The following is a 14,536-nucleotide window of genomic DNA, read 5'->3' as shown; positions in this document are numbered from 1 at the left end:
TGGCGCGGCGCGGAAAGTTATCCACAGGCTGAGGTTCGAGATCATCTTCGTGAGGCCGCCTTCTGTCACAGTGAGTGACGGAGGTGGTACTCATGAACGCACGAGGTGCGCTGGGGCGGTACGGAGAGGGTGTGGCCGCCAGGACGCTGCGGGACGCCGGGCTGGACATCCTGGAGCGGAACTGGCGGTGGGGCCGGCGGGGCGAGATCGACATCGTCGCCGCCGACGGCGACGCGGTGGTGGTGTGCGAGGTGAAGACCCGCCGGGAGGGCGGCCACCAGCACCCCATGGCGGGGATCACCCCCGGTAAGGCGGCCAGACTGCGGTCGCTCGCCGAGCGATGGACCGCCGAGCACGGCGGGGCGCCGCCGGGCGGCGTCCGGATCGACCTGGTCGGAGTCGTGCTGCCCGCGCGCGGCGCGCCCCGGGTCGAGCATGTGCGGGGGGTGGCGTGATGGGCTTCGCCCGCACCTGCTCGGTCGCCCTGATCGGCGTGGAAGGCGTCGTCGTCGAGGTCCAGGCCGATCTGGAGCCGGGTGTGGCCGCCTTCGCCCTGGTCGGGCTGCCGGACAAGAGCCTGGTGGAAAGCCGCGACCGGGTGCGCGCGGCGATCGTGAACAGCGGCGAGACCTGGCCGCAGAAGAAGCTCACCGTGGGGCTGAGCCCGGCGTCGGTGCCCAAGGGCGGCTCCGGTTTCGATCTGGCCGTTGCCTGTGCCGTGCTGGCCGCGAGCGGCCGGATCGCGCCGAGCGCCATCGCCGACCTGATGATGATCGGCGAGCTGGGGCTCGACGGGCGGGTCCGCCCGGTGCGCGGCGTGCTGCCGGCCGTGCTCGCCGCCGCCGACGCGGGATACCGGCAGGTGGTGGTGCCCGAGCGCACCACCTCCGAGGCGGCCCTGGTGCCCGGCGTCTCGGTGCTGGGCGTGCGCAGCCTGCGCCAGCTTGTCGCGGTGCTCAACGACGAGGCGGTGCCCGAGGAGCCGGACGAGAGTGCCGGGCGGGAGCGGCCCGACCCGATGCTGGCGGGTCTGGCGGTGCCCGGCGGAGGTGCCGGCGCGGGGCTGGGCGCCGGCGGCGGACCGGGCGCGTTCGCCGGGACCGGGTTCGGCGGCGGTGGATTCGGCAGCGCGGAGTTCGCGGCCGCGGGAGGCGGCGGCCCCGGCGGGGACCAGCACCGTCCCGACCTGGCCGACGTCGCCGGGCAGCGGGCGGCCCGGCTCGCCCTGGAGGTCGCCGCGGCCGGTGGCCACCACCTCTATCTGAACGGTCCACCGGGCGCGGGCAAGACGATGCTCGCCGAGCGGCTCCCGGGCATCCTGCCGCCGCTGACCCGCCAGGAGTCGCTGGAGGTCACCGCGGTGCACTCGGTGGCGGGCATCCTCCCGACCGGCCGTCCCATGGTCGACGCCCCGCCCTACTGCGCGCCGCACCACTCGGCGACCATGCCCTCGCTCGTCGGCGGCGGCAGCGGCCTGCCGAGGCCGGGCGCGGTCTCGCTCGCCCATCGCGGAGTGCTGTTTCTGGACGAGGCGCCGGAGTTCAGCTCGCAGTCGCTCGACGCGCTGCGGCAACCGCTGGAATCGGGCCATGTCATCGTGGCCCGGGCCGCCGGGGTGATACGGCTTCCGGCCCGCTTCATGCTGGTGCTGGCCGCGAACCCCTGCCCGTGCGGGCGGTATTCGGTGCTCGGCGGGGGCTGCGACTGCTCGCCGAGCGCGGTGCGGCGTTATCAGGCCCGGCTGTCCGGCCCGCTGCTGGACCGGGTCGACCTGCGGGTGGACGTCGAGCCGGTCAGCCGCGCCGAGCTCATCGGACCGGGTGGCGTGGGCACATCCGGGGAGTCCTCGGCCGCGGTCGGCGCGCGGGTCCTCGAAGCCCGGGCCCGCGCCGCCGTCCGCTACCAGGACACCCCCTGGCGGCTGAACAGCGAGGTGCCGGGACATGAGCTGCGCACCCGCTGGCATGTCGCCGCGGGCGCCCTGCGCGCGGTCGAGCGGGACATGGAGCGTGGCCTGCTCACCGCCCGCGGCCTTGACCGGGTGCTGCGCGTGGCGTGGACGGTCGCGGACCTCGCGGGCGCGGACTGCCCGACTCCCGAACACGTGCTGCTGGCACTCCAGTTGCGCACCGGGGTGAACAGGGGAGTGCCGGCCGTGGCGGGAGGGGTGTGATGGCGGAGGAGGAGGGTGCCGAGGCGGAGTGGGCCGGGCGGTTGGGTGCGGCCGCGGAGCCGCCGGAGGCGGGCGCGGGGGCCGATGCGGAAGCCGGTGCGGTGGCCGCGGGCGCCGGCGCGGATACCGGTGGAGGCGGTGCCGGAGACAGCGGGAGCGGTGGCGGGGTCGGTGTGGCCGGCGGGGGTGGTGCGGCTGGTGTCCGGGGCCGTGCCGGCGGGCGGGCGGCTGCCGAGGAGGAACTGCGGGCGGCTTACGGGAGCGGTGAGTTGACGGGGGCCGGCGGCGCGGGTGCGGCGGTGGGGTGGCAGGAGCGGCTCGCCCGGGTCGCGCTGACCCGGGTGGCCGATCCCGGTGACAAGGTGATGGGCCGGGCGGTGCGGGATCTGGGTCCGCGGGCGGCGTTGCGGGCCGCACTCGGCGGGCGGCGGCTGCCCGGGGCCGGTGTCGGGCGGACGGAGAGCTACGGGATCAGGGCCGCGCGGGCCGACCCGGTGGCGGACCTGGCCGCGGCGCACCGGGCGGGTGGCCGGTTCCTGTGCCCGGGCGACGGCGACTGGCCCGGCCAGCTCGACGACCTGGACGTGCAGCGGCCGTACGGACTGTGGGTGCGGGGGAGACCGTCGCTGCGGCTGTGGGCCCTGCGTTCGGTCGCGGTGGTCGGCGCCCGGGCCTGCACGGACTACGGCAGGCACATGGCGGTCCGGCTCGGTGCGGGGCTCGCGGGCGCGGGATGGGCGGTGGTGTCGGGGGCGGCGTACGGCGTGGACGGAGCCGTGCACCGCGCCGCACTGGAGGCCGACGGTGCCACGATCGGCGTGGTGGCCAGCGGGATCGACGTGGCGTACCCGCGGGGGAACACCGACCTGATCGCGGGGATCGCCGAACGGGGCCTGCTGGTCGGTGAGTTGCCGCCGGGCGAGCATCCGACCAGGTCGAGGTTCGTGCAGCGCAACCGCGTCATCGCCGCGCTGACCCGGGGCACGGTGGTGGTCGAGGCCCGCTACCGCAGCGGGTCCCTGATCACCGCTCGGCGGGCGGCGGAGCTGGGCCGGATCACCATGGGCGTGCCGGGGCCGTGCACCAGCGCCATGTCGGAAGGGGTGCACGAACTGCTGCGCGGCGGCGCGGTGATGGTCACCGACGCGGCCGAAGTGGTCGAGCTGGTCGGGGAGATCGGTGCCGACCTCGCCCCGGTGCGGCGCGGACCCGTGCTGCCCAGGGACCTCCTGCGACCAGGCGCCGCGCGGGTGTTGGAGGCGCTGCCCGGCCGCGGGGACGCCGCGGAGCAGGACATCGCCGACACGCTGGGCATCTCGGCCGCCGACACGCTGAGCGGGTTGCACGAGTTGCGGGCCCTCGGGTTCGTCGTACGCGAGTGCGGGCGCTGGAGGTTGGTCCGTACCGCGCGTGACAACCCGGGAAGTGGGGCAGGTTGACGCGGCCGACACCCCATCAGGTGACAGGAAACCTCGCTGACCTGCGGTGTTCGCAGGGCGGACGGCGCGGCGGCGGGATGCGGCGCATTATTGCCCTCACGCCCCCACACGGTCCGGTGCGTTACCCCGCGCCCTTTCCGGACCACCCGCACCCGTAGAGGAACGTATCTGCGCATGTCCCACACGGATGCCGTAGCAATCAGCGACACTATGGTCACGCTACGCTCGCGGAGGTTTGATCTCCCGCCCACGCCAAGGCAGAACGGCTCACGACAACGTATGCCCCAGCACACCCCCGGGTCCGAACAGGCGACGGCAGTGGCCACCGCCCGGGCCACCCCCCGGCCCGCCGCACCCACCTCGCTCGACGCGTTGTGGCGGACCTACAAGTCCACGGGGGACGCGCGGCTGCGGGAACAGCTCATCCTGCACTACTCGCCGCTGGTCAAGTACGTGGCCGGCCGGGTCAGCGTGGGGCTCCCCGCCAACGTGGAACAGGCCGACTTCGTGTCCTCCGGGGTCTTCGGGCTGATCGACGCGATCGAGAAGTTCGATCCGGACCGGGCGATCAAGTTCGAGACCTACGCCATCACCCGCATCCGCGGCGCCATGATCGACGAACTGCGTGCCCTGGACTGGATTCCCCGTTCGGTCCGGCAGAAGGCCCGCGCGGTGGAGCGCGCCTACGCCACCCTTGAGGCGAAGCTGCGCCGTACCCCCAGCGAGCCCGAGGTCGCCGCCGAGATGGGCGTCGGCCTGGAGGAGCTGCACGGCGTGTTCAGCGCGCTCTCCCTCGCCAACGTGGTCGCCCTCGAAGAGCTGCTGCACGTCGGCGCCGAGAGCGGCGACCGGCTCAGCCTGGTCGACACCCTGGAGGACACCGGCGCGGACAACCCGTCCGAGGTCGCCGAGGACAGAGAGCTGCGCCGCCTGCTCGCCCGCGCGGTCAGCACCCTCCCCGACCGGGAGAAGACCGTGGTCACCCTCTACTACTACGAGGGGCTCACACTCGCGGAGATCGGTCAGGTACTGGGCGTCACCGAAAGCCGGGTCAGCCAGATCCACACCAAGTCCGTGCTCCAACTACGGGCGAAGCTCGCCGACATGGGAGCACGCTGAGCCGGACTGTCTACAGTGGGGTAATGCCGAGAATTCGAGCGGCCTCGGTGGCCGAGCACCGGACGATGCAGCGCCGCGCCCTGCTGGACGCCGCCCGCACCCTGCTGACCGAGGGCGGCACCGAAGCCCTCACCTTCCCCGCGCTCGCCGAGCGGACCGGGCTGGCCCGTTCGTCGGTCTACGAGTACTTCCGTTCGCGGGCCGCCGTCGTGGAGGAGCTGTGCGCGGTCGACTTCCCGGTCTGGGCCGCCGAGGTCGAGGCCGCGATGCAGGCCGCCGAGACCCCCGCGGACAAGATCGAGGCGTACGTCCGCAGCCAGCTCACCCTGGTCGGCGACCGCAGGCACCGCGCGGTCGTGGCGATCTCCGCCGGTGAGCTGGACGCCGGCGCGCGGGAGAAGATCCGCGCGGCGCACGGCGGCCTGGTCGCCATGGTGGTGGCCGCGCTGTCCTGCCTCGGCCACCCCGAGCCGCGGCTGACCGCCATGCTGCTGCAGGGCGTGGTCGACGCCGCCGTCCGCCGGATCGAGCTGGGCGCCGCCGAGCTGCCCACCGAGATCGTCGAGGCCGCCGTCGCCATGGCCCTGCACGGAGTCACCCGGTCGGCGGACAGCCCGGAATAGCCTGCCCGCACTGCCCTGTTGCCGCAGCTATGACTTCAGGAGCACAGCAACAGGACATCGGCCGGGTCGGCGTGTGGAACATGCGGCTGGGCCAAGGCGACAGCGAGTTCCAGGGTGAGAACCGCGAGGCCGCCGCCGAGCTGGACGAACTCGGCTACGGCGCGATCTGGCTCGGCGGCTCGCCGCCCGTCGCCAGTGCGGTGCCGCTGCTCGCCGCCACCCGCCGCATCACCGTGGCCACCGGCATCCTCAGCGTCTGGAACCAGCCCGCCGCGGAGGTCGCCCAGAACATCGCCGACCTGGAGGCCGGCACGGCCGAGCGGTTCCTGCTCGGCCTCGGGGTCAGCCACGCCCCGATCACCGAGGGCTACGCGCACCCGTACGCGAAGATGGTCGAGTTCCTCGACGGCCTCGACTCGGCCCCCGCCCCGGTCCCGGCCGGACGGCGGGTGCTCGCCGCGCTCGGTCCGCGGATGCTCAAGCTCGCCGCCGACCGCTCCGCCGGCGCGCACCCCTACCTGGTCACGGTCGAGCACGTCGCCCAGGCGCGCGCCGCCCTCGGCCCCGGCAAGCTGCTCGCGCCCGAGCTGGGCGTCGTCCTCGACTCCGACCTGGGCCGCGCCCGCGCGACGGCCCGCGGCGCCCTGTCGATGTACCTCCAGCTCCCCAACTACGTCAACAACTGGCGGCGGCTCGGCTTCACCGACGAGGACTTCGCGGACGGCGGCAGCAACCAACTGCTCGACGCGCTCTTCGCCATCGGGGACGCCGCCGATGTCCGCACCCGGGTCGCCGCCTACCACGAGGCCGGCGCCGACCACGTGGCGATCCAGGTGCTGCGCCCCGACACCGCCCTCCCGCGTGCCGAATGGCGCGAACTGGCCGCCGCGATGCCCCTGGACTGACCTCTGGACCGACCGGTTCCGCTACGCCCGGGCCGCCCCGTCCACCGGCAGCAGCCGCGACGGTCCGGCCCGGCGCAGCGCTGGCGGGAGCAGGGTGAGCGGGTCGAGGTAGACGTCGCCGCGCAGCAGCCCCCAGTGCACGCAGGCCGCCGGGCAGTGCGCCGGCATCTCGGCGGCGGCCTCGCCCAGCCGGTCCCCGGCGGCCACCCGCGCGCCCACCGCGACCGCGGCCCGTACCGGTTCGTAGGTGGTGCGCAGGCCGCCGGGCAGCGCGACGACCACCACCGGGACCCCGGCGACCGATCCGGCGAAGGCGACCTCGCCCGCGGCCGCCGCCCGCACCTCCGCGCCCGGCGCGGCCGACAGATCGACACCGCGATGCCCCGCCGCCCACGCGGTCGCCGGCGGCTCGAAGCCGCGCAGCACCAGCGGCCGCCCCCGCGCCCCCGGCCCCGCCACCGGCCAGCACCGCGCCGCCGGCCCGGGCGGCCCGGTGCAGCCCGCGCGCACCCGCGCCCCGGCGCCGTACCCCGACCGGACCGGAGCGGGGGCACCACCACCGGCGGCCCCACCGCCGGGCCGGCCGCCGTCCCCAACTCCCGAGCCGGCCCCGGGCCCCACGCCTCCGCCCGCCGCCAGTACCGCCACCATCACCGTCAACCACGCCGCCGTGTACGCCATGTCCCCACGATGACGCACCGCGCCCACCCCGCGATGATCTTGGTCCGCGGCCTGTGGACAAGTCGAGTGTCGCCTGCGACTCCAGCGGTCCCGTACACTTTCTCTGGCGACTCGGGTCACCGGGTCGACTTCGCACGCCCCGCCACCAACCCCGGACCTTGATGGTCACGGGCGGTGGCCGCGCCCCTCGGTCCCTTGTGGCACGGCGCGTCGGGACGTCAGGCGTGGCCGCCGTCCGGTGGCCGCGGTAACCGAGCACATCAAGGAGTACGGCCATGGCCGTCGTCACGATGCGGGAGCTGCTGGAGAGCGGCGTCCACTTCGGGCACCAGACCCGCCGCTGGAACCCGAAGATGAAGCGCTTCATCTTCACCGAGCGCAACGGCATCTACATCATCGACCTGCTCCAGTCGCTGTCGTACATCGACCGCGCCTACGAGTTCGTCAAGGAGACCGTCGCGCACGGCGGCTCCATCATGTTCGTCGGCACCAAGAAGCAGGCGCAGGAGGCAATCGCCGAGCAGGCGTCCCGCGTCGGCATGCCGTACGTCAACCAGCGCTGGCTGGGCGGCATGCTCACCAACTTCTCGACCGTCTACAAGCGCCTCCAGCGCCTGAAGGAGCTCGAGGAGATCGACTTCTCGGACGTGGCCGCCTCCGGCCTCACCAAGAAGGAGCTGCTGGTCCTCTCCCGCGAGAAGGACAAGCTGGAGAAGACCCTCGGCGGTATCCGCGAGATGCAGAAGGTGCCGAGCGCCGTCTGGATCGTGGACACCAAGAAGGAGCACATCGCCGTCGGTGAGGCGCGCAAGCTCCGTATCCCGGTGGTCGCGATCCTCGACACCAACTGCGACCCCGACGAGGTCGACTACAAGATCCCGGGCAACGACGACGCGATCCGCTCCGTCACGCTGCTCACCCGCGTGATCGCCGACGCCGTCGCCGAGGGCCTCATCGCCCGCTCCGGCGCCGCCACCGGCGACAAGAAGGCCGAAGGCGTCGCCGAGCCGCTCGCCGAGTGGGAGCGCGACCTGCTCGAGGGCGAGAAGAAGGCCGACTCCGAGCCGGCCACCGAGGCCGCCGCCCCGGCTGCCGAGGCCCCCGCTGCCGACGCCGCCGAGGCCGCTGCCCCGGCCGACGAGGCGCCCGCGGCTCCGGCCGCCGACGCCGCGCCCGCGGCCACCGAGGGCGACGACTCCACCGGAGCCTGATCACCCGCGGACGCGAGCGTCCGGGAACAGCACCACGCGTGACGACGGCGGGGGCCCAGCGCCCCCGCCGTTCACCCGTAGATCCACCGACCATCCGGGAAGAGACTCACACCCATGGCGAACTTCACCGCCGCCGACGTCAAGAAGCTCCGCGAGCTCACCGCCGCGGGCATGATGGACTGCAAGAACGCCCTCACCGAGGCCGAAGGCGACCTGGACAAGGCCGTCGAGATCCTCCGTGTGAAGGGCCAGAAGGGCGTCACCAAGCGCGAGGGCCGCTCGGCCTCCAACGGCGCGGTCGTCTCCCTCATCGCCGCTGACAACTCCGAGGGCGTCCTCGTCGAGCTGAAGTGCGAGACCGACTTCGTCGCCAAGGGCGACAAGTTCGTCGCGGTCGCCGACGCGATCGCCGCGCACGTCGCCGCCACCAAGCCGGCCGGCATCGACGCGCTGCTCAACTCCGAGATCAAGGACGGCCAGACCGTCCAGGCGTTCGTCGACGAGGCCAACGCCACCCTCGGCGAGAAGATCGTGCTGGACCGCTTCGCGCAGTTCACCGACGGCTACGTCGCCTCCTACCTGCACCGCACCAGCCCGGACCTGCCCCCGCAGGTCGGCGTGCTGGTCGAGCTGGACAAGGCCGACCCGCAGACCGCCAAGGACGTCGCGCAGCACATCGCCGCGTTCGCCCCGAAGTTCCTCAGCCGCGACGAGATCGACGAGGAGACCGTGGCGAACGAGCGCCGGGTCGCCGAGGCCACCGCGCGCGAGGAGGGCAAGCCGGAGGCCGCCCTGGCGCGTATCGTCGAAGGACGGGTGAACGGCTTCTTCAAGGAGAACGTCGTCCTGGAGCAGGCGTTCGCCAAGGACTCCAAGAAGACCGTGCAGAAGGTGCTCGACGAGGCCGGGGTCACGCTGAAGCACTTCGCGCGCTTCCGCGTCGGCGTCTGACGTCCGCTCGCACCGGCACCCGCCGGTCCGGCCGCGGACACCACTCGGCCGCGGCGGGCTGCCACCCACGTCCGCACGGTCGCCCCGCGGCCGCGCGGCGCAAGACAGACGGTCCCGCTGGGGCCGTACGCGGCCGGTCGCCCGCCGGCCGGCCGCAGAGGTGACGAGGAGGCCATTGCCGTACCGGGAACCGACAAGGACCCACGGCAATGGCCTCCTCGGTACGTGCACGAGGAGACCTCCCATGGATGATGGTGCCGAAGGCGCCGGCAAGGCCCGCGACCACACCCCCACCCACGACGACGACGGCGGACGGCGTCACGAAGGCCGCGACGGGTCCACTCCCCGCCGCTACCTGCTCAAGCTCTCCGGTGAGGCGTTCGCCGGAGGCGGCGGTCTCGGCGTCGACCCCGACGTCGTGCACGCCATCGCCCGGGAGATCGCCGCGGTGGTCCGCGAGGGCTACGAGATCGCGGTCGTGCTCGGCGGCGGCAACTTCTTCCGCGGCGCCGAACTCCAGCAGCGCGGCATGGACCGGGCCCGCTCCGACTACATGGGCATGCTCGGCACCGTGATGAACTGCCTCGCGCTCCAGGACTTCCTGGAGAAGGAGGGCATCGAGACCCGGGTGCAGACCGCCATCACCATGGGCCAGGTCGCCGAGCCGTACATCCCGCTGCGGGCCGTCCGGCACCTGGAGAAGGGCCGCGTGGTGATCTTCGGCGCGGGCATGGGCATGCCCTACTTCTCCACCGACACCACCGCCGCCCAGCGCGCCCTGGAGATCGACGCGGTGGCGATGCTGATGGGCAAGAACGGGGTGGACGGGGTCTACGACTCCGACCCCAAGCACAATCCGAACGCCGTCCGCTTCGACGCCCTGGAGTACGGCGAGCTGATCGCCCGCGACCTGCGGGTCGCCGACCTCACGGCGATCACCCTCTGCCAGGACAACAAACTGCCCATCCTGGTCTTCGAACTGCTCGCCGAGGGCAACATCGCCCGCGCCGTCAAGGGTGAGAAGATCGGCACGCTGGTCAACGACCAGGGCACCAGGGCGTGACCGGCGCGGCCGGTATGGACAACAGGCTGCCCGGTCCGAGACCGTGCAGGAACACGTGCGCAGGGGCCCCGACCCGACGGCTCTGCCTTCTGAATACCAGGAGCACATGGTGATTGAAGAGACCCTCCTCGAGGCCGAGGAGAAGATGGAGAAGGCCGTCGTCGTCGCCAAGGACGACTTCGCGGCGATCCGCACCGGCCGTGCGCACCCGGCGATGTTCAACAAGATCGTCGCCGAGTACTACGGCGCGGTCACCCCGATCAACCAGCTCGCCTCCTTCGCGGTGCCCGAGCCGCGGATGGCCGTGATCACCCCCTTCGACAGCAGCAGCCTGCGCAACATCGAAGAGGCGATCCGCAACTCCGACCTCGGTGTGAACCCCAGCAACGACGGCCGGATCATCCGGGTGGTGTTCCCGCAGCTCACCGAGGAGCGCCGGCGCGAGTACATCAAGGTCGCCAAGACCAAGGGCGAGGACGCGAAGATCTCCATCCGCAGCGTCCGGCGCAAGGCCAAGGAGACCCTGGACAAGCTCGTCAAGGACGGCGAGACCGGCGAGGACGAGGTGCGCCGCGCGGAGAAGGAGCTCGACGACACCACGTCGAAGTACGTGGCGCAGATCGACGAGCTGCTCAAGCACAAGGAAGCGGAGCTGCTGGAGGTCTGACCTCCGCGCGGCACACCGCGTGGAGATTCGCTTCTCCGCGCACACTGCCCCCTGCCCGGGTCGCACACCGGGGCGCGCATCTCCCGGCCGACCGCACCCGCCGACCACCACGCCGACCACCACCCTGACGACGACGCGAGGCGACGCTCCGTGAACGATTCTTCCTGGGGCGTTTCGCCACGTGCAGGTCACGCGGCGGGTTCCGCCACGGAGCCCGGGGTCAGGAGGAAGATCTCCACCATGCCGCCGCCACCCCCTTCGCCGCCCCAGGACCCGCCGCCACCGGGCCGGGGCCCCGGACCCGGCTCCGAGCCGCCGGCCGCCCCCGCGAAGAAGTCCGCCGGCCGGGACCTGCGGGCGGCGATAGGGGTCGGCGTCGGCCTCGGCGCGGTGGTGGTCGCGGCGCTCTTCGTCGTCAAGGCGGTGTTCGTCGGCATCGTGGTGGTCGCGGTGGTGATCGGCCTGTGGGAGCTGACCTCCCGGCTCGCCGAGCGCAAGCAGATCCAGGCGCCGCTGATCCCGCTGGCGATCGGCGGCACCGCCATGGTGATCGCGGGGTACCTGAAGGGCGCCGACGGCGCGTGGATCGCGATGGCGCTGACCGCGCTCGCCGTCCTGGTCTGGCGGATGGCCCAGCCGCCGGAGGACTACCTGCGCGACGTGACCGCGGCCGTCTTCGCCGCGTTCTACGTGCCCTTCCTGGCCACCTTCGTCGTCATGATGCTCGCCGCCGACGACGGCCCGCGCCGGGTGCTGGTCTTCCTCCTGCTCACCGTGATCAGCGACACCGGCGCCTACGCGGTCGGCTGGCGCTTCGGCAGCCACAAGCTCGCCCCCCGGATCAGCCCCGGCAAGACCCGGGAGGGGCTCTTCGGCGCGATCTCCTTCGCCATGGTGGCCGGCGCCCTGCTCATGCAGTTCTTCGTGGACGACGGCCGCTGGTGGCAGGGCCTGCTGCTCGGCCTCGCCGCCGCCGTCAGCGCCACCCTCGGGGACCTCGGCGAGTCCATGATCAAGCGCGACCTCGGCATCAAGGACATGGGCACCCTCCTCCCGGGCCACGGCGGCATCATGGACCGCCTCGACTCCCTCCTCCCCACCGCCCCGGTCGTCTGGCTCCTCCTCGTAGCCTTCGTCGGCCAGGGCTGACCACCCACCTGCGCCCGGCCCTGGCACGGCGCCGGCCGTACGAACAGGGCACTGCGCGGAGTCTGCGACACTGGTAGGCATCATGCCTGTACCCGGAGAACTGACGTTTGCCGTGCCGCGCGGGGCCAAGAAGCCGCCGCGGCATCTTGCCGACCTGTCGCCCGCGGAGCGGAGGGAGGCGGTGGCGGAGCTGGGGGAGAAGCCGTTCCGGGCCAAGCAGTTGTCGCAGCACTACTTCGCGCGCTACGCGGACGACCCGGCGGCCTGGACGGACATTCCGGCCGGGGCGCGGGGGAAGCTGGCCGGGGATCTGCTGCCGGAGCTGATGACGGTGGTGCGGCACGCGTCGTGCGATGACGGGGAGACCCGCAAGACGCTGTGGCGGCTGTTCGACGGGACCCTGGTCGAGTCGGTGCTGATGCGGTACCCGGACCGGGTGACGATGTGCATCTCGTCGCAGGCGGGCTGCGGGATGAACTGCCCGTTCTGCGCCACCGGCCAGGCGGGTCTGGACCGCAACCTGTCGACCGCGGAGATCGTGCACCAGATCGTCGCCGGGATGCGCGCGCTGCGCGACGGCGAGGTGCCCGGCGCGGGCCCCGGCGCCCCGGACCGGCTGTCGAACATCGTCTTCATGGGCATGGGCGAGCCGCTGGCGAACTACCGCCGGGTCATCGACGCGATCCGCCGCCTCACCGACCCGGCGCCCGACGGCCTCGGGCTCTCCCAGCGCGGCATCACCGTCTCCACGGTCGGCCTGGTCCCCGCGATGCACCGGTTCGCCGACGAGGGCTTCAAGTGCCGCCTCGCGGTGTCCCTGCACGCCCCCGACGACGAACTGCGCGACACCCTCGTGCCGGTCAACACCCGCTGGAAGGTCCGCGAGGTGCTGGACGCCGCCTGGCACTACGCCGACGTCTCCGGCCGCCGCGTCTCCGTCGAGTACGCCCTGATCCGCGACGTGAACGACCAGGCGTGGCGTGCCGACCGGCTCGGCAAGCTGCTCAAGAACCACCGGGTGCACGTCAACCTGATCCCGCTCAACCCCACCCCGGGCTCGAAGTGGACCGCCTCCCGCCCGGAGGACGAGCGGGCGTTCGTGGCCGCCCTCCAGGCGAACGGCGTGCCCGTGACCGTACGGGACACCCGCGGTCAGGAGATCGACGGGGCCTGCGGTCAGCTGGCCGCGTCCGCGCGCTGATACGGTGCGCAGGTGCGCTGGTCGCACCGCTTGAATGAACATCTGGACAAATGAACATCCGACAGGGGAGCGCCTGAGACGGCGCTGAGAGTGCGGCTGGGGCGACGGCGAGACCGTCGAGAAGCCCAGGCCGCAGACCCTCCCACCTGATCCGGGTCATACCGGCGTAGGGAGTCAGCACAGTGAAGAGCACCATTCGTCGGCGTGCCGTGGGCGCGCTCGTCCTCGCCACCGCGGGCGCCACCGTCCTCGCCGGCTGCGGCGGCTCGGGGTCCGGCTCCGGTTCCGGCTCCGGCAAGGCGTCCGGCGGCAAGCCGTCGAAGACCGTCACCCTGGTCAGCCACGACTCGTTCGCGGCATCCAAGTCGGTGATGGCGGAGTTCACCAAGGAGACCGGCTACACCGTCAAGGTGCTGCGCGGCGGCGACGCGGGCGCCGCGGTCAACCAGGCCATCCTCACCAAGGACCACCCGCGCGGCGACGTCTTCTTCGGCGTCGACAACACCCTGCTCTCCCGCGCCCTCGGCAACGGCCTGTTCGACTCCTACACCGCCAAGGGCCTGGACCAGGTGCCCGCCGACGTCCAACTCGACGCGGGCAAGCACCGGGTGACGCCGATCGACTCCGGCGACGTCTGCGTCAACTACGACCGCGCCTACTTCACCTCCCACCACCTCGCGCCGCCGCAGACCTTCGCCGACCTGATCAAGCCGCAGTACAAGAACCTGCTGGTCACCGAGAACGTCTCCACCTCATCGCCGGGCCTGGCCTTCCTGCTGGGCACCGCCGCCACCTACGGCGACGCGGGATGGCAGGCGTACTGGAAGAAGCTGAAGGCCAACGGCGTCCAGGTCGTCGACAGTTGGGAGCAGGCGTACGACAGCGCCTTCTCCGGGTCGGCCGCCGGGAAGAAGGCCAAGGGCGACAAGCCGCTGGTGGTCTCCTACGCCTCCAGCCCGCCCGCGGAGGTGGTCGGCGTCAACCCGCCGCCCGCGCAGTCACCCGTCGGGGTGGCCACTGGCACCTGCTTCCGCCAGATCGAGTTCGCCGGAGTGCTGCACGGCGCGAAGAACCCGGCGGGCGCCGAGGCGTTCATCGACTTCATGCTCAGCAGGACCTTCCAGCAGGACATGCCGCTCCAGATGTACGTCGACCCGGTGGTGAAGGGCGCCACCGAGCCGGAGGTGTTCATCAAGTACGGCGCGAAGGTCCCGCACCCGACGACGCTCGCGCCCGACAAGATCGCCGCGAAGCGGGACGACTGGGTGAAGTCGTGGAACTCGATCGTCCTGTAGCCGTCCGGAAGGCGGGGCCCGGCAACCTGGAGGCGGGGTCCGGCGCGCTGGAGGCGGGA

General features: G+C 72.7%; 13 protein-coding genes, 1 pseudogene and 1 riboswitch. Of the genes and pseudogenes, 13 read left to right on the top strand and 1 reads right to left on the bottom strand.

Translation table 11 applies throughout. The features are described 5' to 3' along the window. Positions 1–49 precede the first annotated feature (49 nt). The 6 genes and pseudogenes from ACIPAE_RS19315 to ACIPAE_RS19290 all read left to right on the top strand — a co-directional run bounded on the left by ACIPAE_RS19315 (position 50) and on the right by ACIPAE_RS19290 (position 6,259). A pseudogene (locus ACIPAE_RS19315) lies at positions 50–455 on the top strand (YraN family protein). Beyond that, the gene (locus tag ACIPAE_RS19310; protein WP_402446609.1) at positions 455–2,173 is read left to right on the top strand and encodes a YifB family Mg chelatase-like AAA ATPase; all 1,719 of its coding nucleotides are present in this window, start codon (positions 455–457) and stop codon (positions 2,171–2,173) included. The pseudogene ACIPAE_RS19315 and the gene ACIPAE_RS19310 overlap by 1 nt, the downstream one beginning before the upstream one ends. Continuing rightward, positions 2,173–3,612 carry a DNA-processing protein DprA gene (gene dprA / locus ACIPAE_RS19305; protein ID WP_402446606.1) on the top strand — a complete coding sequence of 480 codons (1,440 nt, stop codon included), beginning with the start codon at positions 2,173–2,175 and terminating at the stop codon, positions 3,610–3,612. Before ACIPAE_RS19310 ends, dprA begins: the two co-directional genes overlap by 1 nt. A gap of 279 nt (positions 3,613–3,891) precedes the next feature. Then, a complete protein-coding gene (gene whiG / locus ACIPAE_RS19300) occupies positions 3,892–4,731 on the top strand; it encodes an RNA polymerase sigma factor WhiG (protein ID WP_329364189.1) in 840 nt (279 codons plus the stop codon). Positions 4,732–4,796: 65 nt separating this feature from the next. Further along, a complete protein-coding gene (locus ACIPAE_RS19295; protein WP_328474587.1) occupies positions 4,797–5,354 on the top strand; it encodes a helix-turn-helix domain-containing protein in 558 nt (185 codons plus the stop codon). Positions 5,355–5,383: 29 nt separating this feature from the next. Beyond that, on the top strand, positions 5,384–6,259 hold the full coding sequence (locus tag ACIPAE_RS19290) for an LLM class F420-dependent oxidoreductase (RefSeq protein WP_402446603.1): 876 nt from the start codon (positions 5,384–5,386) through the stop codon (positions 6,257–6,259). A gap of 21 nt (positions 6,260–6,280) precedes the next feature. On the opposite strand, the gene ACIPAE_RS19285 is transcribed toward ACIPAE_RS19290, so the two are convergent. Next, positions 6,281–6,940, bottom strand: a complete 660-nt coding sequence (locus ACIPAE_RS19285; RefSeq protein ID WP_402446601.1) for a peptidoglycan DD-metalloendopeptidase family protein — start codon at positions 6,938–6,940, stop codon at positions 6,281–6,283. 275 nt (positions 6,941–7,215) lie between these two features. Between ACIPAE_RS19285 and rpsB the strand changes: the two genes are divergently transcribed. The 7 genes from rpsB (at position 7,216) to ACIPAE_RS19250 (ending at position 14,477) form a co-directional block, all read left to right on the top strand. After that, positions 7,216–8,151, top strand: coding sequence for a 30S ribosomal protein S2 (gene rpsB / locus ACIPAE_RS19280; protein WP_329364182.1), 936 nt, complete (start codon positions 7,216–7,218; stop codon positions 8,149–8,151). Positions 8,152–8,265: 114 nt separating this feature from the next. Continuing rightward, complete coding sequence (gene tsf, locus ACIPAE_RS19275) at positions 8,266–9,102, top strand: translation elongation factor Ts (RefSeq protein ID WP_329364180.1); 837 nt, start codon at positions 8,266–8,268, stop codon at positions 9,100–9,102. 244 nt (positions 9,103–9,346) lie between these two features. Further along, positions 9,347–10,165: a UMP kinase gene (gene pyrH / locus ACIPAE_RS19270; RefSeq protein WP_328470044.1), complete on the top strand. Its 819-nt coding sequence runs from the start codon at positions 9,347–9,349 to the stop codon at positions 10,163–10,165. Positions 10,166–10,274: 109 nt separating this feature from the next. Then, positions 10,275–10,832: a ribosome recycling factor gene (gene frr, locus ACIPAE_RS19265; RefSeq protein WP_103890462.1), complete on the top strand. Its 558-nt coding sequence runs from the start codon at positions 10,275–10,277 to the stop codon at positions 10,830–10,832. Positions 10,833–11,072: 240 nt separating this feature from the next. Next, positions 11,073–11,981 carry a phosphatidate cytidylyltransferase gene (locus tag ACIPAE_RS19260; RefSeq protein WP_402446598.1) on the top strand — a complete coding sequence of 303 codons (909 nt, stop codon included), beginning with the start codon at positions 11,073–11,075 and terminating at the stop codon, positions 11,979–11,981. A gap of 82 nt (positions 11,982–12,063) precedes the next feature. Continuing rightward, the gene (gene rlmN / locus ACIPAE_RS19255) at positions 12,064–13,182 is read left to right on the top strand and encodes a 23S rRNA (adenine(2503)-C(2))-methyltransferase RlmN (RefSeq protein ID WP_402446596.1); all 1,119 of its coding nucleotides are present in this window, start codon (positions 12,064–12,066) and stop codon (positions 13,180–13,182) included. Between the two features lie 53 nt (positions 13,183–13,235). Next, a riboswitch (TPP riboswitch) is annotated at positions 13,236–13,372 on the top strand. Next, entirely contained in the window at positions 13,365–14,477 is a 1,113-nt protein-coding gene (locus ACIPAE_RS19250) for a thiamine ABC transporter substrate binding subunit (RefSeq protein ID WP_402446593.1), read from the top strand. It overlaps the preceding riboswitch by 8 nt. Positions 14,478–14,536: the final 59 nt, after the last annotated feature.

Origin of the sequence: Streptomyces sp. NPDC087270 (assembly GCF_044744625.1) — a bacterium.
Taxonomy (GTDB): domain Bacteria; phylum Actinomycetota; class Actinomycetes; order Streptomycetales; family Streptomycetaceae; genus Actinacidiphila.
The sequence above is the reverse complement of the archived record's forward strand: the minus strand, read 5'-3'. Positions and strand labels throughout refer to the sequence as shown.